The 17853-nt window shown below is 47.9% G+C and carries 18 protein-coding genes, 1 tRNA gene and 1 other RNA gene; 17 read left to right on the top strand and 3 right to left on the bottom strand.

Annotated elements, in window-relative coordinates; genetic code table 11:
- Window positions 1–42: 42 nt before the first annotated feature.
- The 9 genes from AC56AD_RS14530 (at window position 43) to nadD (ending at window position 5213) form a co-directional block, all read left to right on the top strand.
- Entirely contained in the window at window positions 43–288 is a 246-nt protein-coding gene (locus tag AC56AD_RS14530) for an AtpZ/AtpI family protein (RefSeq protein WP_012509498.1), read from the top strand.
- A 46-nt stretch (window positions 289–334) separates the two neighbouring features.
- On the top strand, window positions 335–721 hold the full coding sequence (locus AC56AD_RS14525) for a hypothetical protein (protein WP_012509497.1): 387 nt from the start codon (window positions 335–337) through the stop codon (window positions 719–721).
- Window positions 718–1740 carry a F0F1 ATP synthase subunit A gene (locus tag AC56AD_RS14520; protein WP_012509496.1) on the top strand — a complete coding sequence of 341 codons (1023 nt, stop codon included), beginning with the start codon at window positions 718–720 and terminating at the stop codon, window positions 1738–1740. Before AC56AD_RS14525 ends, AC56AD_RS14520 begins: the two co-directional genes overlap by 4 nt.
- 119 nt (window positions 1741–1859) lie before the next feature.
- Window positions 1860–2081, top strand: a complete 222-nt coding sequence (atpE, locus tag AC56AD_RS14515; protein ID WP_012509495.1) for an ATP synthase F0 subunit C — start codon at window positions 1860–1862, stop codon at window positions 2079–2081.
- A 102-nt stretch (window positions 2082–2183) separates the two neighbouring features.
- Window positions 2184–2711, top strand: coding sequence for a F0F1 ATP synthase subunit B (locus AC56AD_RS14510; protein ID WP_012509494.1), 528 nt, complete (start codon window positions 2184–2186; stop codon window positions 2709–2711).
- 16 nt (window positions 2712–2727) lie between these two features.
- On the top strand, window positions 2728–3264 hold the full coding sequence (gene atpH, locus AC56AD_RS14505; RefSeq protein ID WP_012509493.1) for an ATP synthase F1 subunit delta: 537 nt from the start codon (window positions 2728–2730) through the stop codon (window positions 3262–3264).
- A 101-nt stretch (window positions 3265–3365) separates the two neighbouring features.
- Window positions 3366–3438: transfer RNA gene (locus AC56AD_RS14500), tRNA-Ala, on the top strand.
- Window positions 3439–3656: 218 nt separating this feature from the next.
- Window positions 3657–4553, top strand: coding sequence for an outer membrane protein assembly factor BamD (locus tag AC56AD_RS14495; RefSeq protein ID WP_012509492.1), 897 nt, complete (start codon window positions 3657–3659; stop codon window positions 4551–4553).
- Window positions 4554–4568: 15 nt separating this feature from the next.
- On the top strand, window positions 4569–5213 hold the full coding sequence (gene nadD, locus AC56AD_RS14490) for a nicotinate (nicotinamide) nucleotide adenylyltransferase (protein WP_012509491.1): 645 nt from the start codon (window positions 4569–4571) through the stop codon (window positions 5211–5213).
- On the opposite strand, the gene argS is transcribed toward nadD, so the two are convergent.
- Genes argS through trpS form a run of 3 tightly spaced genes read right to left on the bottom strand, consistent with a single transcriptional unit; the run spans window position 5176 to window position 8598 of the window.
- A complete protein-coding gene (gene argS, locus AC56AD_RS14485; protein WP_012509490.1) occupies window positions 5176–6834 on the bottom strand; it encodes an arginine--tRNA ligase in 1659 nt (552 codons plus the stop codon). The two genes, nadD and argS, sit on opposite strands and share 38 nt — an antisense overlap.
- A gap of 9 nt (window positions 6835–6843) precedes the next feature.
- Entirely contained in the window at window positions 6844–7545 is a 702-nt protein-coding gene (locus AC56AD_RS14480; protein WP_012509489.1) for a beta-phosphoglucomutase family hydrolase, read from the bottom strand.
- A gap of 6 nt (window positions 7546–7551) precedes the next feature.
- Window positions 7552–8598, bottom strand: a complete 1047-nt coding sequence (gene trpS, locus AC56AD_RS14475; protein WP_012509488.1) for a tryptophan--tRNA ligase — start codon at window positions 8596–8598, stop codon at window positions 7552–7554.
- Between the two features lie 219 nt (window positions 8599–8817).
- On the opposite strand from trpS, the gene ffs reads away from it, so the two are divergent.
- From ffs to AC56AD_RS14435, 8 genes are all read left to right on the top strand, one after another.
- Window positions 8818–8916, top strand: an RNA gene (gene ffs, locus AC56AD_RS14470) — signal recognition particle sRNA small type.
- Window positions 8917–8953: 37 nt separating this feature from the next.
- Entirely contained in the window at window positions 8954–10003 is a 1050-nt protein-coding gene (locus AC56AD_RS14465) for a 1,9-bis(guanidino)-5-aza-nonane synthase (protein WP_012509487.1), read from the top strand.
- Between the two features lie 9 nt (window positions 10004–10012).
- Window positions 10013–10681, top strand: a complete 669-nt coding sequence (gene fsa, locus AC56AD_RS14460) for a fructose-6-phosphate aldolase (protein WP_012509486.1) — start codon at window positions 10013–10015, stop codon at window positions 10679–10681.
- Window positions 10682–11253: 572 nt separating this feature from the next.
- Entirely contained in the window at window positions 11254–13746 is a 2493-nt protein-coding gene (locus tag AC56AD_RS14455; RefSeq protein ID WP_012509485.1) for a tetratricopeptide repeat protein, read from the top strand.
- A gap of 178 nt (window positions 13747–13924) precedes the next feature.
- Complete coding sequence (locus AC56AD_RS14450) at window positions 13925–14236, top strand: hypothetical protein (protein WP_150085732.1); 312 nt, start codon at window positions 13925–13927, stop codon at window positions 14234–14236.
- 770 nt (window positions 14237–15006) lie between these two features.
- On the top strand, window positions 15007–15654 hold the full coding sequence (locus AC56AD_RS14445) for an Eco29kI family restriction endonuclease (protein ID WP_012509484.1): 648 nt from the start codon (window positions 15007–15009) through the stop codon (window positions 15652–15654).
- Window positions 15651–16880, top strand: a complete 1230-nt coding sequence (locus AC56AD_RS14440; RefSeq protein WP_012509483.1) for a DNA cytosine methyltransferase — start codon at window positions 15651–15653, stop codon at window positions 16878–16880. Before AC56AD_RS14445 ends, AC56AD_RS14440 begins: the two co-directional genes overlap by 4 nt.
- 10 nt (window positions 16881–16890) lie before the next feature.
- Window positions 16891–17793 (top strand): CPBP family intramembrane glutamic endopeptidase, encoded by a 903-nt coding sequence (locus tag AC56AD_RS14435; RefSeq protein ID WP_273278131.1) that lies wholly within the window; start codon window positions 16891–16893, stop codon window positions 17791–17793.
- The last annotated feature ends 60 nt before the right edge of the window (window positions 17794–17853 follow it).

The following is a 17853-nucleotide window of genomic DNA, read 5'->3' as shown; positions in this document are numbered from 1 at the left end:
CAACGTGCTTTTCAGTCTGAATGTAAACAAGGATCCTCGGCAATGAAAACACCTGATGAGGAACGGTTTTCCGAGCAGTTTGGGCGTTCTGCCCGGGCCCTGTCAGATTATATGGGCCTTGGCTTGCAGATTGCAGCAAGTTTTGTGTTTTTTGTGTTGCTTGGGTATTGGGCCGACAGCCGGTTTGGTACCTCGCCACTGCTCTTTCTGGCCGGGGTTGCAATTGGCATGTTTGGTATGGTACTTTTGCTCATGAAGGTCGTGCGGTCAGCAAACAAAAAAAAATAGAGCAGTTACGGTTTATGCTTTTGTTAATCAGGAAAGAAAGGGGGAGATGAAACCATTGTTTGATTTTTTAGTAAAGTTATGTATTTTGTCCGTCGCTTTATGGATGGTGATTTATACAGGACTTGAGCCGGGAAGCGTAGATATTCATTCGGTGTTTCTGGCATGGATAATGGTTGTTGCCAATGCGCTTATTGGTTATGTTCTCTTTGAATACGCAGTTGACAAGGAGTCTGCCGTATTCACCAAGTTCGTTTTTGGTGGGTTGGCTGTTCGGATGTTGTTGCTGATGCTGCTTATTGCAGTCGTCATTGTCCGCAGTATGGTAGTTGTCAACGACTTTGTGCTCTCATTTTTTGCTTTTTACTGTATCTATGTGATTGTTGAAATTCTCGGGTATCAAAAGAAAAATAAACAGAAAAAGAACACTGCATGAAACGGGTAAATGTCATACAGGCCAAAGCTTTTCTCAAGGTAATAGCACTCCTTGTACCTCTTCTGCTGAATGCGAACGGCCCCGCATTTGCTCTGACTGAACAGGCGTCCACTCCTCCTCACGACTCTGTGGCTTCGGTATCAGCCCCGACCGCTGAGGCTGCAGTTGCAGCTCACGCCCATGGAGAGGAAAAGGCGGGCGATGTTATCATGCATCATATCCTTGATAATGACGTCTTCTCTTTTGAGCCCTTTGGTGAGGTTCATCTCCCTAAAATCCCCCCAATCGCAGGTGTTGATATTTCAATTACCAAGCACGTTGTTATGCTCTGGGTGGTATCGGCAATTTTGTTGATTCTCTTTTCCCTGGTCGGCAGCAAATACAAGAAGATGACGGCTCGTCAGGCGCCAACGGGGTTGGTCAACGCCATGGAAGCGCTGGTTGAGTTCATCCGTATAGACGTCGCCAAGGCAAATATTGGTGTCGGGTATGAAAAGTACCTTAACTATCTCCTTACCGTCTTCTTTTTTGTCCTGTTATGTAATCTTCTCGGCCTTGTTCCCTATGGAGCAACGGCGACTGGCAACATCAATGTCACGCTTACTCTTGCTACGTTTACCTTCTTTATAACACAGGTTGCGGCACTGAAAGCGCATGGCATCAAAGGCTATCTGGCTCATCTGACAGGCGGAACTCACCCGGCGCTCTGGATTATCATGATTCCGATTGAGTTTATCGGGTTATTTACCAAGCCTGTTGCACTGACCATCCGGTTGTTTGCTAATATGACTGCTGGCCATATTGTGATTCTCAGTCTGATTTTTATCAGCTTTATTCTGCAGAGCTATATCGTGGCTGTTGTCATGTCGGTTCCGTTCTCAATTTTTATCTACCTGCTTGAGCTGTTTGTTGCTTTCCTTCAGGCGTTTATCTTTACGATGCTCTCGTCGCTCTTTATTGGTCTTGCTTCGGCACACGAAGGACATGAGGAGCATGAGGCAGGGGTTGCTCACCATTGAAAAAAGCTCAGGATTGTTGAGGAAGAACTGTTATTTTTATGCGTTTCATTAACTGGTTTTAACACTGCTAATTCTTTTTAGCAAAAAACTTACAACAAATAAACGGGGGTAATTACAAGATGGAAGGTTTGGGTTTTCTTGGAGCTGGTATAGGTGCTGGTCTTGCTGTAATCGGCGCTGGTCTTGGTATTGGTAATGTAGCAGCTTCTGCTGCAGAAGGCGTCGCCCGTCAGCCTGAAGCAACGGCTGATATCCGTACGACCATGATTATTGCAGCAGCTCTTATCGAAGGTGTTGCCCTGTTCGGTGAAGTTATCTGTGTGCTTCTTGCTCTTAAGTAAGAGTGAACTGCCTGCAGGTTCGTTACAGAAGATATCCCGGTTGCGGCTGCTCTTTTCAGACTGCAACCGGGTTTTATTAACCCGTTAAAGGAAACATTGTTCATGCTTACGTCGGGAATTATACTTCTTGCCGGTAGTCTTCTGAGTCCGAATCCCGGTCTTATTTTCTGGACCGCGATCACATTTGTGATTGTACTGCTTATTCTGAAGAAGATTGCCTGGGGCCCGATTATCGGCGCTCTGGAAGAGAGAGAAAAGGGAATTCAGTCCTCTATTGATCGTGCGCACAGCGCCAAGGAGGAGTCAGAGGCTATTTTGCGCAAAAACAGGGAACTTCTGGCAAAAGCCGATGCTGAATCAGATAAAATCATCCGTGAAGGAAAGGATTATGCCGATAAGCTTCGCGCCGATATCACTGAAAAGGCTCAGTCAGAAGCGAAAAAAATGATTGCAACGGCGAAAGATGAAATTGAACAGGAAAAACGCCGTGCGCTTGATGTGCTGAGAAACGAGGTGGCTGATCTTGCTGTTAAGGGAGCTGAAAAGATTATCAAAACAACTCTTGATGCCGACATGCAGAAAAAGATCGTTGACAGCATGATTCAGGATCTTTCAACAAAACGTAACTGAAAACCGACTCATCGTCATGTCAACTCTCATTGCAAGCCGTCGATATGCCTCCGCTCTCCTCTCAGCCGCTGAAGAGGGTAATTTTCTCAATCAGATTGTTGATGAGTTGCACGTGATCAAGGAGGTTCTTGAACACTCCCGTGATCTTGTCTATGCGTTGCGCAGCCCTCTCGTCAAAGGAGACAGGAAAATTCATATCCTTGAAGAGATCTTCAAGGACTCTGTCGGGGAAAAAATGTTTCTTTTTTTAAGGCTTGTTGCCCACAAGAAACGTGCCGGGCTCCTGCCTGAAATTATTGATGAGTTTCAGATTCTTCTTGATGAAAAGAGAGGGGTGATCAATGTCGATATAACCAGCGCCACGGCCCTTTCTGATGAGCAGACCGCAGAACTTGTTACGAAGCTTGCGGCCTTCACCGGCAAGGAAATACGTCCGAGGATGGCTATCAACGAGCAGTTTATTGGCGGGGTTGCTGTTAAAATTGGCGACACCATCTATGATGGCAGTATCAGTCATCAACTGCAAATGCTTCGCAAGAGTCTTGTTTCCTGAAACAGGCGGGCGAGCGGCAGTGTTGACTGAAAAGATCAACAGTCAATAGCCTGCATGTGCAGGCTATTTTTTTTAGACGAAGATCGAATATTCCTGGATTCGGGGCTTTAGCTCAGTTGGTAGAGCGTCTCGTTCGCAATGAGAAGGTCAGGGGTTCGACTCCCCTAAGCTCCACAAGAACTTTTCTCCAGCCGTTTCTTTTATCGTGAACTGTTATTATCTCCCTGCCTCCATTCTGTTTCTGTGCAGAGGAGAGCGGTTTTCCTCCAGGAGAGCCGAAATAGCCGCTCTTGAAAATCGCCCTGTAATTGCTCATCAAGTGCTGTTTCTTTTTGCGCAGTTTCGTATTATACGTTTTCGCTTTTCTATAAAAAGGATTATGGAGTTATTCTATGTCGGTTAACAGATTTATTTCACGTTCAGCGCTGATGCTTTTGGCGACAGGGTTACTGATGAGTTCCGGTTGTTCATCCTCAAAACCGGCAAAGATCTCAGCAACCACTCGCGTTAACGAAGCCTATGGCAAAGCGGTGAAGATGTACGATAAAAGAGATTATCAGGGAGCCGCTCTCGGGCTTGAATCGCTGCTGTTTACCTCCAGGGCAACAGCGCTTGAGGATGATGTGCTCTTTCTTCTGGCCCAATCCTATTACCATTCCGGACAGTATCTGCTTGCTGCTGAAATGTTTACCAAGTTGCAGCAGCAAATATCCTCAACACCCTATGCAAGAACAGCCCAGTTTATGCTTGCCAAATCCTATGAACAGCTCTCTCCGCATTTTGAACTCGATCAGGAACATACCGCGAAAGCCATCACGCAGTTTGCAACCTATCTCGATCTCTATCCGATGGTTGATTCCTCGAAGATTGCCAGCGATGTCACAACATACCGTGAGCTGCTGAAAATCAATCCGGATAATGCCTCCTATAAGCAGAGCTATGCAACGGCAACCACTCAATTTGCCCGGATTGATACTTTGCGGTATGCAGAAAAGGCAATTCCTGTGCTGAGAGAAAAACTGGCAAAGAACACTTTTTTTATTGCTCGCCAGTATGTTCAGCTTAAAAAGTATAAAGCGGCAGGTATTTTTTATGACGAACTCATCAAGCGTTATCCGGATACCGTCTATATCAAGCCAGCCTGGGAAGGAAAGATTGATGTCTTGATGAAGCGAAAAAAATGGTTTGATGCCAGCCAGGCACTTGATCAGTACCTGCAGAATTTCCCTGATAAGCAGAAGGATATGGAGGATAACAGGGATAAAATCAAGCAAAACACTAAAAGCTGATCAGAGGATAGCTCTGTGCATCTGGCACTCTTCGGCGCCACCTTTGATCCGCCGCACAATGGTCACCTGGCTCTCTGCCTTTTCGCCAGAGAGCTTCTTGGTATTGATAAACTCATTGTTTCTGTTTCAAATAACCCCTTCAAGCCGGAAAGTGGGAGAGCCGATGTGCACAGGATGCGCATGGCTGAGCTTCTCACTCAGGAAATCAATCTGACCGGCGCTTTCAGTGAGGTCAGCGGATGGGAGCTTGAAAAAAAGCAGCCATCCTATACCGTTGATCTCCTGCGCTATCTTCGTACTCTCTACCCTGCCGACAAGCTGACGCTGCTTGTCGGGGAGGACAGTTTCAGGGAATTTTCAAAGTGGAAAGAGTCAGAAACGTTTTGTTCCCTCTCTGATGTGGTGGTTTTCAGAAGAGTGTCAACACAATCAGAGAGCACACCGCGACCTGAAATCATCCCGTGTGAAGCGTGTATCAGCTTTGTCAATTTCGCCTGCGATATCTCCTCAACGCTTGTCAGGAGTGTTGTTGCCAGCGGACGCTCCATCTCCACTCTCGTTCCCCCCTCAGTGCATCGCTACATCATGGAGTATGGGCTCTACGCCGGGGAGGAGCATCATGCTACATCGATTCCGGAGCCGAAACCCCGAGAATCCTGAATCCGTTGCGCAAAACCTGTCGTGTTGCCACTGAAAGAAAGAGTCTTGCCCTCGCAATATCCGGTTCCGCCTTGAGGATGGGGCACTCCTGGTAGAAACGGTGAAAACATTCCGCCAGGGAGTGCAGGTATTCAACCATTTTCTGAGGTTCAAGCAGGCGCAGGCTTGTTTTTATCATATCCGGATAATCAAGCAAGGCAGATCCAAGCTGAAGCTCTGCCGGAGAGGTAAGCCGTTGCAGCAGGTGCAGCTCCGGGCTGGAAGTGGCATCAAATCCAATCTCCTGTTGAGCCATACGCAACAGGCTGCAGATTCGGGCATGGGCATACTGCAGATAGAAGACCGGATTATCCTTGGACTGTTTTTTTGCCAGCTCAACGTCGAAGTTCAGGTGCGAATCCTTGCTGCGCATGATAAAAAAGAGGCGGGTAGCATCTGCTCCGACATCGTCAATCAGATCGTCAAGCAGATCGGCATTGCCTTTTCTTGTCGACATTTTAAGCGTTTGTCCGTCAACCGTTGTTGTCACAAACTGGTTAATGGCAATCTTGATGTGCCGGGTATCGTAACCAAGAATCTTCAGAGCCTCAAGCACGTCAGGGTACTCATCGATATGATCAGCGCCAAAAACATTGACAATCATGCCGAAGCCCCGCTCATACTTGGTGATATGGTAGGCAATATCCGGCAGCCTATAGCTCGGTTCGCCTGAAGACTTGATCAGCACCTTGTCCTTTTCCTGGCCAAGCTTTGTTGTCAAAAACCAGGTTGCGCCATCATATTCGGCAATGAACTCTTTTTCCCTGAGAGCATCAATCACTCTCTGGTTCCCGGTCACTCCCCCTGCGTCCGGCGTGTAAAGAGTATGCTCATTGAAAAATGAGTCGTGCCGTATGCCGAGGCGTTCAAGGGTCTTGCGTATTGATGCAAAAATGATCTCTTCCGCTCTTTTTTTGAATATCTGCACATCCGTACTATCGGCAAGTGCCGTTCCATGATCGTTGAACAGCTCTTCGGCAATCTCCCCGATGTACTCTCCCTGATAATGGGTTGCAGGGAACTCTATCGTTTCACCGCAGCGCTCCAGATAGCGGAACCGCACGGATTCACCCAGAATCTGCATCTGCCGTCCGGCATCATTGAAATAGTATTCACGGGTAACCGCGTAACCCTGTGTTGCAAAGAGGTTGGCGATGCAGTCTCCAAGCACCCCGCCCCGGCCACGTCCTATGGTCAGCGGCCCGGTCGGATTGGCGCTGACATATTCCACGATAGCCTTCTCTCCCTTGCCAGACTCCCCTTTTCCATACTCATCCCCGTCAAGCAGCACCTGCTCAACCGATTGCATGATAAAGAGCGGCGTCAGATAAAAGTTGATAAAGCCCGCTCCCGCCACCTCAATTTTCGCAATGGTATCAGGCGGAAAACTCAGGTGCTCTATAATAGTCTGAGCCAGTTCACGGGGATTTCTCCTGCACTCTTTGGCCGCAAGCAAGGCGATGTTGGTTGAAAAGTCACCAAACTTTTTATCTGCGGGCTGTTCAATAATGATTTGTTTGTCGGTCGTAATGCCTGCCGAATGGAGCGCATTGCTGATGACCGGACGAAAAAATTCTTTCATCTGATATCGTTATAAGAGGGTCATGGGTTGCTTCTCATTGAGTTTTCTCAAGAGATCATCAGGGCAAAGGGAGGTAAAGTCGTCGATGATCTGCAGGACATTGTCGAACTGGCTGAATGCATCGGCCTGGTTGGTTGTTGTCACCGCAACGCACTGCATACCCGCTTTCCGGGCAGCCTCAACTCCCGGCAGAGCATCTTCAAAGACAATGCAATCAGAAGGTGCGGCGTTGAGCAGGGAGGCTGCACGCAAAAATATATCAGGTTCCGGTTTGCCGTGGCGCACCTGTGAGGGATCAACAATTGCTTGGAAGGTATTGGTCATGTTCAGCAGGCCAAGGACATACTCAATGTTTTTCGGGCCTGCACCGGTGCCGATTCCAAGCTGGACTCCCCGTTTTTCAGCGGCATCAAGAAACCCTCCAAGGCCAGGCATCGCTTTGATGCGCTCTCGCGACATCACCCTGTAGAGAAAGTCCTTGAGTTCGGTCAAGCGTTCAGCCTCCCTCTCACTGATCTGCGGGTCGAGGAAGTAACGGAGAACGTCAAGGCCTTTCATACCTGCGGTTTCCACCAGGTAGCGTTCAGCGTCAAGCCCCTGAAGGCCAAAATCGCTGAAGAGTTCAACCCATGAATCGGCATGGAAGCGCATATTATCGGTCAGCACGCCATCCATGTCGAAAATAAAGGCCTGTTTGTTGTTGTTCAGCATTCGATTTTACAGATGGTTACTGCAGGTTGTTTCGCCAAGCCTCATGGCTGCTCTCACCTCCTGCATGGTCTGGCCGGCAATCACCTTTGCCCTGGCCTCGCCGTCAAGAAGAATCTCTTTTACCAGCTCCATGTGTGCTTCATAATAGCGGCGTTTTTCAATCAGGGGAGCCAGCTCCTGTGCAATATTTGCCGCACACAGTTTTTTACAGTCAACGCAGCCAAGCGATCCTGCCCGGCAATCACTCTCTATGCTGCAGAGTTGTTCCTCCGGGGTAAATTTTTTATGATAACTGAAAACGGTGCAGACTTCAGGATGCCCTGGATCGTTTTTGCGGATTTTCTGTGTATCCGTCACCGCCGTGCGCATTTTTTTCAGCACCTCTTCGGGGCCGTCCGAGAGCAGAATGGTATTGCCAAGAGACTTCGACATCTTTGCTTTGCCATCGAGGCCAACCAGACGGGAAAATTTTGTGATTTTTGGTTCCGGTTCAGCAAAGACCTCTCCCAGAAGAGGGTGAGGAAAGTGATTGTTGAATTTGCGTGCGACCTCACGGGTAATCTCTACATGGGGGATCTGATCTTCGCCTACCGGAACAACGTTCCCCTTGTAGAGGAGGATATCAGCCGCCTGCAGAACGGGGTAACCGAGATGACCGTATACCAGTGACTCCATATTCAGATCACGTATCTGCTCCTTCAGTGTCGGGTTTCTTTCGAGACGCGAAGAGGTGATCAGCATGGAAAAAATCAAAAAGAGTTCAGCATGTTCCTTCACCTGCGACTGGCGGAAGAGGGGACTTTTTTCAGGGTCAACGCCAGCCGCCAGCCAGTCGAGCAGCATATCAAGCGTGTTGGCATAAATCTCGCTGGTATCAAGCGAGGTCGTCAGGTTGTGATAATCAGCAATGAGAAAGCAGGTCTCATAGACTCTCGCACCCGTTTCGTCAAGCTGATTCTGCTGCTCGACCCAGCTTTCAAGGGCACCGGTAAAATGACCGAGATGGAGTTTGCCGGTAGGGCGCATTCCGCTTAAAATTCGCTGTGTTCCCATAAAAATAAGTAGTGCCGCGGTAACCCGGCTGCGAGTGCGGCTGTTTCAGGCAGGGTTGTGGTTCAGTAAGGCTCCAAATGCTTCGGAAGTTATAACAGTTGACAGAAAGATAAAAGGCCTTTGTTTGTTTTTTGTTTTCATGAGACGATAGACTATATTATCCAACTTGTTTTTCGATTTCGTCACAGACAGGAGAATTCGAAAACCCCTATATTTAGAGAGTAAGTCCTATACAACGCTCAGTTGCCCAACCATGTCAGATCCGGAAGGAAGCAGCATCCGGTAATTTGAGTGTGTGATATAGTAAGCTTACTCTCTTTTTTATTTTCCATTTATAATACGTCGGGAGATAGTTATGCAGTCAGCATTCACAAAAGAAGGGCTACTGAGCGCGCCGGTGCGCCATATTGATATCAAACAACTGAATATTGTTCCCCTGATTGACCAGATGAGCGACACCGCTTTTCAGGCACGTAACCTTGCAAGAGCGGCCTCCATTCTCGATCTCATGCAGCAGGACAAGGAGTGCGCCGTTATTCTCACCCTTGCCGGTTCACTGATCAGCGCAGGGTTGAAGCAGGTCATTATTGATATGATCGAGAACAATATGGTTGATGCCATTGTCTCCACTGGCGCAAACATTGTTGATCAGGACTTTTTTGAAGCCCTTGGATTCCGTCACTACAAGGGAAGCCCCTTTATGGATGATGCCATTCTCAGGGATTTGCACATCGACCGCATTTACGACACCTACATTGACGAGGACGACCTTCGTGTCTGCGATGACACAACGGCAATAATCGCCAACTCCATGGAGCCAGGAGCCTACTCTTCCCGCGAATTTATTGTGGAGATGGCCAAATATATCGAGGCAAATAACCTCGACAAAAATTCCATTGTCTATAAGGCATACGAAAAAGGCGTACCGATCTTCTGTCCGGCATTCTCGGACTGTTCTGCCGGATTCGGCCTTGTGCACCACCAGTGGAACAACCCCGAAAAACATGTCTCAATCGATTCCGTCAAGGATTTTCGTGAACTGACCAGAATCAAGATCGAGAATGACAAGACCGGCATTTTCATGATCGGCGGAGGCGTGCCGAAAAACTTTACCCAGGATATTGTTGTTGCTGCTGAAGTGCTTGGCCATGACGATGTCTCCATGCACACCTATGCCGTTCAGATCACGGTCGCCGATGAGCGTGACGGAGCGCTTTCCGGCTCAACCCTCAAGGAGGCCAGTTCATGGGGCAAGGTTGATACCGTACACGAGCAGATGGTCTTTGCCGAAGCAACCATTGCTCTGCCACTGATCGCCGGTTATGCCTGGCACAAACGCAACTGGGAAGGCCGTCAGACAAAAAATTTCAATGCCCTGCTGGATCGTCAACAAGTAACCGTGTAAGAAGAGAGAATGAAATTTTTTATTGATACCGCTAATCTCGACGAAATTCTTGCAGCCGCCGAACTCGGCGTGCTTGATGGTGTTACCACCAACCCGTCGCTCATCGCAAAAATCGTTGGTGATCCGTCAAACTTCACCTACAACGACTTTAAGGCGCACATCGCCCGCATATGCGAAATCGTTGACGGTCCGGTCAGCGCCGAGGTCACCTGCCTCACGGCCGAGGAGATGATTGCCGAAGGCGAAGATCTCGCCGCAATCCACGAAAACGTGGTGGTGAAGTGTCCGCTCACCATCGACGGACTGAAAGCCATCCAACACTTCTCATTAAACGGCATCCGCACCAACGCCACGCTCGTCTTCTCCCCGAACCAGGCGCTGCTTGCCGCCAAAGCCGGAGCGGACTATGTGAGCCCCTTTGTCGGTCGTCTTGACGACATCAGCACCGACGGCATGGAGCTTGTCAAGCAGATTGTCACCATCTACAACAATTACGGATACCCGACCGAAGTGATCGTGGCCAGTGTCCGCCATCCGCAACACGTCGTCACAGCAGCCATGATGGGAGCCGATATTGCCACCATTCCCTACAGTGTTATCAAGCAGCTTGCCAACCACCCGCTCACCGATGCCGGACTGAAGAAGTTCATGGATGATGCGGCGGTGATGAAGAAGTAGCAGCTTTAAGCGCTTTTCACCTTCCTCTTTGAGCCGGATAGGCGTTGTTGCACATCCGGCTTTTTCTTTCTTCTGTGTAAAGGATGCATTCGTCAACAGACTGGTGGCATACTGCTCCCGTAGCCACTACGATTTCGTGCAGCGCAGGTACTTACTGCCTGCTGCATTTGATATTGCTTTGCTGATACCGGTTGGCAGGGTCGTTGCCTTGGGTGTCATGATCCTGTAGTTACACTGTTGTTGTGGCGTAATATGTTTTTGGACTTGAGATTACGTTTATTACCTTGGTACAGGTGGTTGATGATTTCGAACAGGTACAGAGGTTACGGGCAGCGAAAAATGATCTCCTTGCCATGCATGCCGTCGCGCTTTTGTTACGCACATGCAGGAACGCGTGTGTGACATTCGAACCGTTCAGGAATGTATTGGTCGTTGATGTACGAACAGACATGATCTACACCGGGGCCCATCCGAAGTTCGTAGCCTTGTTGACGGCTTTTTTATATGAATAAGGTAACAGCGGTTAGCTGGATCAAATAAATTATTCTTAGCAAATTACAGGAAGCGACTCAATGCAATTAAACCTACCGATAGAAATTCCAACTGTTTTTATTAGCTATGCTCACGAAGGATCTCTTGGTGAGAAGGTTGCCGCTCTTGCAGAATGGCTCACATGTAATGGGATTCAAGTTATTACCGACCACCCATACCAAAATCATCCACCTGGAAAAGGGTGGCGTGCTTGGATGCAGCACAGCATCGAAGATGCGAGTATGGTATTAATTGTATGTTCTGAACGGTACAAGAAACTATTTGAAAAACGTGACATAGAGGATAATGGGGGGGCTGGAGTTACCTGGGAAAGCGCCATTATTACCAGTGATCTCTATCATTCTCACCTTAACAATCAACGTTTTTTTCCAATCCTTCCTGACGATGGCGACAATAGTCATGTTCCGAGTCTTCTTACTGACTGGAATAATAATCATCGATTTCCAACGGGTAATCAACGTATCCTTTCTCTGATATGTGACGAGGTAAAAATTCCAACACCAAAACGTCCCATACAAAGATTGCTGCCGGGTGAATTGTTGGGTAGCAATGACCCGAGACTACAGCCTCGCGAAGGGGATGTTATTGGGCGTAAACATGAGATAGAAGAAGTAAATGCCTTTTTGACCGGTGACAACTGTCATGCTACGGTTTGCGGGTATGTTGTCGGTTGTGCTGGAATCGGTAAAACTGAGGTATGTAAGGCTGCGCTCAAATGCTGGCTAAATGGTGATAGCGCCACACGCTCGTTTTGGATTCAGGTAAGTGATGATGCGGATACTTTGCGTTTACTCTGGCAAATAGGCTCTGCAGTTGGCTTAAAACCAGAGGAAACCGCTCACATCAGAGATGTTACCCTATTGAGCCCATTTCTCCCTCGCGGACTTTATTACTTAGATAATTTGGAAAGTATTGCCGAGACCCCCGGTGGTAAAAAGTTGTTGAGTGAACTTAGCCAACTACCGGGTATACGCCTTCTTGCCTCATCGAGAGTAAATCTGGATAGCGTGCTTGGTAATAGCATTTACATCGACCGGCTTGATACCGATAGTGCTGTATCGCTTTTTACCAAATGCTGGAACGGAACTTCTCAGCTTAACCTAAGCGAACTCCGTAACTTCGTTGATCAACAGTTGGGTGGCCACGCACTCAGCATCACCCTGTTGGCCCGTCTGGGACGTGCCTACAGTTGGGAAAAGCTACAAGAACTGTGGCACGAATGGGGCACGGCTTTGGCCCAGACTCGTAATCCAAGTCATCGTCTTGATAGTCTGGAAATATCTTTCTCCCTTACTGAAAATTTATTGATACAGGATCCAGGTGCGTTGGATCTTTGGCAATTTGCCGCTCTTTTTCCAGAGGGTTTTGATGAGGAAACCCTAAGTTTATGGGAAAAGCAAAGCGGTCATTGCCAGGCTCGCGTCACCATGACCGACTTCAATATACTTGTTCTTGAAAAAGGATGTTTCACTATGCTGCCTCCTATCGCACGCTATGCTTTAGGGCATGTGTCGGATAGTAATTCCACTAATTGCAGTTTCAACTGGGAGCGCGCTCGAAACTACGCCTACGATTATTTTATTGAACTCTCCCGCAATGCTTCTGATACCGTCAGCAGCGATATAAACATTCAATCCCGCGTCAAGAGCAGTCAACAGTTATGGGCAATTGAACAACTCTGCAAAACGGATATGGCTTTAGGCAATCCTAATGAAGAGTTGGCGCGTAAGCTCATCCGACAACTACAAAACGTATACTCATTTAACGTTTTGGCAGGACTAGCACTATTAAAACGTGCCAATCAGATGATGAGTGGCGCGTTGCTTGAAAACCTACTCGGCGACCTGGAGAGGAGACTCGGGAACGTCGATCTGGCAAGGGGCCACTATGATAACGCCATCGAGCTCTACAAAAAGGAACAGGATCAGCTCGGTCTTGCCAATGCCCTGAAAGCCCTCGGCGACCTGGAGAGTCGACTCGGGAACGTCGATCTGGCAAGGGGCCACTATGATAACGCCATCGAGCTCTACAAAAAGGAACAGGCGAAGCTCGGTCTTGCCAATGCCCTGAAAGCCCTCGGCGACCTGGAGAGGAGACTCGGGAACGTCGATCTGGCAAGGGGCCACTATGATAACGCCATCGAGCTCTACAAAAAGGAACAGGCGAAGCTCGGTCTTGCCAATGTGTATCAAAGTTTAGGTGATTTGCTCTTATCGGAAAAGCGAGCAGAAGAAGCGACCTTAATCTATCAAAATGCTATCCAACTCTATCAAGCAGAACAAGATCCAATGGGTCTGGCATATACTTGGTCTGAACTTATTCGCTGCCATCACCTGCTCGGGGACTTAAATGAGGATGATTTGCGAAAGATTGCAGTTACAGGGCTTATCGATGCTAAGAGAAGTGGAATTGAGTCAGTTTCACAGTACTTAATTGGTGCGCTGTATGAATTTTTTGACAAAAACGATGAGAGTCTGAAACGATTTTTCGAATCCATAAACAAATATCGATAAAAGCAATATGGTTGCTAACCAGCCAGTTTACCGGTGTTCCTTTCCGCTAACGCTTTACGGCAACCGATGATCAGCATGTCGAGCAAGCCCTTACTGTAATAACTCTAAAATAGTGCTATTTTGCATCATCGTTCCCATCTACAGTCATATAATGACCATCAACGATGAAAGAGGTTCCATGCAACCAGTACATTCGCGCACTACACACTCGGTAAATGGTATTCCACTCCCCTTATATTTGCTGGTATCCTTTGGCGGTGCCTGGCTTATTTGGTTGCCTCTGCTGATTGCTGAGTATCTGCAGCTTTCGCTGCTGGTGCCATCTGTTGTTTTTATCACGTTGGGATCCTTTGCGCCGAGCTTTGCTGACAATGCCTTTGTGCATCCTGATCACGTGGGTATATCACGGCTCTGGAGAGAGCCTGTTACTGGTCATGCTCTTTCATGCTGCTGTCAATACCTGGTCAGGCGTCTTGAAGATCAGCCCTGAAGCGGCTGGCAGTACCAGACCTCTTGCTTTGGCCGTGCTTTTGACATGGGTAGTGGCGCTTCTCGTCGTAGGAGGTCGCAAAAGGTTTGCATCCAAAAGGCCGTTGCTATGAGGAGGCAAATAAATGATCTCGTGGACGATCTGGCGTTTTTTCAATGAATCAAGCCGCTGGAGGTACGTGTCGCGTGCTGCGTTTTGTTGCTCTGCTGATACTGACCGGATACGGGGTATTTACGGGGACGTTATGATCCTGTATTTATACTGTTGTTGTGGCGTACTATGTTTTTGGGCATGAGATTACGTTTATTACCTTGATACAGGTGATTGATGATTTTGAACAGGTTCGGTTGCGGGCTGCGAAACACGAGCAATTTTTCACGCACTCAATCGCTCATTTACTGCGCACATGCAGGAACGCGGATATGACATTTGAAGCGTTCAGGAACGTATCGACTGTAATGATGTACGAACAACCATATTTTAAACCGGGGCCCATCTGGACCTCGCGGTACTGTTGACTGGCTGTAGAAAGCGTTTTTATGCTGATCCATATAAGAGGTAGAAACAAAAGGCAAGACAAGGTACAAGTGATTTATATTCTTGCAATTAATAGCGTTTTAAGAAGTTTTCTAATGGCGTCTTGTATGCCTTACAATTCAAAAATCTGTAGGTTCGGCGAATAAATCTAATTATTGTTGGGCGTCAGCTTCGGCATAACAGTCGTGCCATGATAAAATCCACCTCCCTGATTCTGAAAATAGCGCCGCAGTATGAAACCGCAAGCATTTGATCGAAGTGAGCATGTTTATAGAAACGATGCCTTTGCCGAACTGGTCAAAGATGCGATCAGATTCTTTAATGGCACACCTGTCCACACGCTCCCCCCGCCAGAATCATTTTTTGGGACGGGGGTGTACGCGCTCTACTACACAGGAAGTAATCCTCTGTACAAACGATACGCCGAACTAAATCGCCTTTCATATGGCTACCCTATCTACGTGGGCAAGGCCGTTCCCAAAGGGTGGAGGCAAGCCCGCTCTTCTGACAACGCACTAAATCAGTCACGCGAACTCATTGGTCGCCTGCGAGAGCACGGAAGGAGTATTTCCCTTGGAGCCCAACTGTCGCTTGAGGATTTCATGTGTCGCTTCGTTATTTTTGAAGTGGAGGGTTCAGACATGATCAGTGCAATTGAAGCCGCCCTTATCAAACTAAATAAACCGCTCTGGAATACTGCTGTTGATGGATTTGGCAATCATGACCCCGGAAGCGGGCGATATGCACAAGCCAAATCAGATTGGGATGTCATTCACGAAGGCAGGGCTTGGGCGAATAAGTGCAATGGGAAACATGCCGAGAAAAACGCGATAATGTCTAATATTCTCCTTCACCTCAAGAAGTTGGGGGTGACGCAATGAAGACCCTTGAAATTTTTTCAGGTGCAGGCGGCTTGGCAAAAGGCTTGGAGTTGTCTGGATTTGAGCATACAGCCTTTGTTGAGTTTAATAAGCATGCGTGCGAGTCACTTTCTGAGAATTTCGATCCTGCGCGAGTTTTCTTTGGTGACATCAAAGATTTTGATTTAGACAGCCTTGAAGATATTGACATTGTTGCAGGAGGTCCGCCATGCCAGCCATTTTCACTTGGTGGCAAGCACAGAGCCGAGCAAGACAACCGAGACATGTTTCCATATGCCATACGTGCTATCGAAAAACTAGCTCCAAAAGCATTTGTATTTGAAAACGTAAAAGGACTTCTACGTCAAACATTCTCTGAGTATTTTGAATACATAATCCTCAGATTAAGTTACCCGGATTTTATGGCGGGTAATAACGTCAACTGGAAAAGCCACCTCGATGAACTTCGTAATATTGGCAGGCTTTCCTATGCAGGGAAAAAATACAACGTTCAGTTTAAACTAATAAATGCTGCAGATTATGGCGTGCCTCAAACACGAGAGCGTGTTGTGATTGTTGGGACACGAGCAGACATCTCATTGCCTTGGTCATTCCCTATAGAAACACACTCAGAAGATAGGCTTCTCTGGGACATGTACGTAACGGGTGAATACTGGGAGCGCCATAAAGTACATAAACTGTTGCGACCTGATTTAGACGCACTGCTGAGAGAAAGAATATCTCGACTAACAGACAAATACGGAATGTTTGAGCCAGAATTATTGCCATGGCAAACTATGCGGGACGCTTTATTTGATATGCCAGACCCAAAATCAGATCATGGAATAATCGACCACATATTTCGAGGTGGTGCACGTACGTATCCCGGTCATACAGGTAGTGATTTTGATTGGCCGTCAAAAACAATCAAAGCTGGTGGTCACGGGGTTCCAGGTGGGGAAAACATGATCCGCTTCAATGATGGAAGCGTTCGATACCTAACGACCTTTGAAGCAAAACGAATTCAAACTTTCCCTGATGATTTCGTCATCAAAGGTGCTTGGGGTGAGGCTATGCGCCAAATTGGGAACGCAGTTCCTGTATTATTAGCAGAAAAAATAGGTTTCAAGTTGGCGAGGCAGCTAAAAACGCTCAACCCGGCAGTCGACATGGATGCTGAGCGAAAGGCCGCTCAGGCCGATGAATTCCGGCTTTGGGCAAACCCTTGCTGCAATAGCTTGATTTAAAATGCTGTTTTTGGGCAGCATTGTTACCTTATACAATCATACGGTGACCGTCAACGATGAACGAGGTTCCATGCAACCAGCACATTCGCGCACTTCACACTCGGTAAATGGTATTCCACTCCCCTTATATTTGCTGGTATCCTTTGGCGGTGCTTGGCTTATTTGGTTGCCTCTGCTGATTGCTGAGTATCTGCGGTTCTCGCTGCCGGTACCGTCCGTTGTTTTTATCACGTTGGGATCCTTTGCGCCGAGCGTGGTTGCTCTGTTGTTAACCTGGAGATATGCTGGCGGAACTGAGCTGCGCCAGTTGCTCGCTCGGGCATTGGTATGGCGCGTTTCTCCAATCTGGTATCTGCTTGCCATTTTTGGACCGGCGATGGTGATGCTGCTGGCTATGGGTGGGCACATCGTATTGGGTGGCACCGTGCCCGACTATGTTCCATTTGGGCCTCGCTGGTTAATTGTAGCGGTCAACATCGTACTCGTTTTTTTTATTGGCGGGCCGTTGGGCGAAGAGTTCGGTTGGAGGGGAGTTGTTCTTCCGGCACTTGAGGCACGGTTTAGCCCACCATGGGAGAGCCTTATTCTGGGTATCATCTGGACGGTGTGGCATTTGCCGCTCTTTTTCATTTCGGCTTCGGCTCAGCATAGTCTGCCTTTTTGGCTCTTTGCTTTGCTGACAATGCCCCTGTGCATCCTGATCACTTGGGTATATCACGGCTCTGGAGAGAGCCTGTTACTGGTCATGCTCTTTCATGCTGCCGTCAATACCTGGTCTGGCGTCTTGAAGATCAGCCCTGAAGCTGCTGGCAGTACCAGACCTCTTGCTTTGGCTGTGCTTTTGACATGGGTAGTGGCGCTTCTCATCGCAGGAGGTCGCAAAAGGTTTACACCCAAAAGGTCGTTGCTATGATGAGGTAACTAATTGATCTTGTGGATGATCTGGCGTTTTTCCAGTGAGTCACGCCCTGTT

The sequence above is a fragment of the Pelodictyon clathratiforme genome, from assembly GCF_982375515.1.
Note: the sequence above shows the minus strand (reverse complement) of the source record. Positions and strands in the feature narration are given on the sequence as shown.

Coding starts and splice junctions, on each gene's coding strand:
- fsa (WP_012509486.1), top strand. CDS start 10,013: ATGAAATTTTTTATTGATACCGCTAATCTCGACGAAATTCTTGCAGCC.
- AC56AD_RS14455 (WP_012509485.1), top strand. CDS start 11,254: ATGCAATTAAACCTACCGATAGAAATTCCAACTGTTTTTATTAGCTAT.
- AC56AD_RS14450 (WP_150085732.1), top strand. CDS start 13,925: ATGCAACCAGTACATTCGCGCACTACACACTCGGTAAATGGTATTCCA.
- atpH (WP_012509493.1), top strand. CDS start 2,728: ATGTCAACTCTCATTGCAAGCCGTCGATATGCCTCCGCTCTCCTCTCA.
- argS (WP_012509490.1), bottom strand. CDS start 6,834: ATGAAAGAATTTTTTCGTCCGGTCATCAGCAATGCGCTCCATTCGGCA.
- AC56AD_RS14445 (WP_012509484.1), top strand. CDS start 15,007: ATGAAACCGCAAGCATTTGATCGAAGTGAGCATGTTTATAGAAACGAT.
- AC56AD_RS14465 (WP_012509487.1), top strand. CDS start 8,954: ATGCAGTCAGCATTCACAAAAGAAGGGCTACTGAGCGCGCCGGTGCGC.
- AC56AD_RS14520 (WP_012509496.1), top strand. CDS start 718: ATGAAACGGGTAAATGTCATACAGGCCAAAGCTTTTCTCAAGGTAATA.
- atpE (WP_012509495.1), top strand. CDS start 1,860: ATGGAAGGTTTGGGTTTTCTTGGAGCTGGTATAGGTGCTGGTCTTGCT.
- AC56AD_RS14480 (WP_012509489.1), bottom strand. CDS start 7,545: ATGCTGAACAACAACAAACAGGCCTTTATTTTCGACATGGATGGCGTG.
- AC56AD_RS14495 (WP_012509492.1), top strand. CDS start 3,657: ATGTCGGTTAACAGATTTATTTCACGTTCAGCGCTGATGCTTTTGGCG.
- trpS (WP_012509488.1), bottom strand. CDS start 8,598: ATGGGAACACAGCGAATTTTAAGCGGAATGCGCCCTACCGGCAAACTC.
- AC56AD_RS14525 (WP_012509497.1), top strand. CDS start 335: ATGAAACCATTGTTTGATTTTTTAGTAAAGTTATGTATTTTGTCCGTC.
- AC56AD_RS14510 (WP_012509494.1), top strand. CDS start 2,184: ATGCTTACGTCGGGAATTATACTTCTTGCCGGTAGTCTTCTGAGTCCG.
- AC56AD_RS14530 (WP_012509498.1), top strand. CDS start 43: ATGAAAACACCTGATGAGGAACGGTTTTCCGAGCAGTTTGGGCGTTCT.
- AC56AD_RS14440 (WP_012509483.1), top strand. CDS start 15,651: ATGAAGACCCTTGAAATTTTTTCAGGTGCAGGCGGCTTGGCAAAAGGC.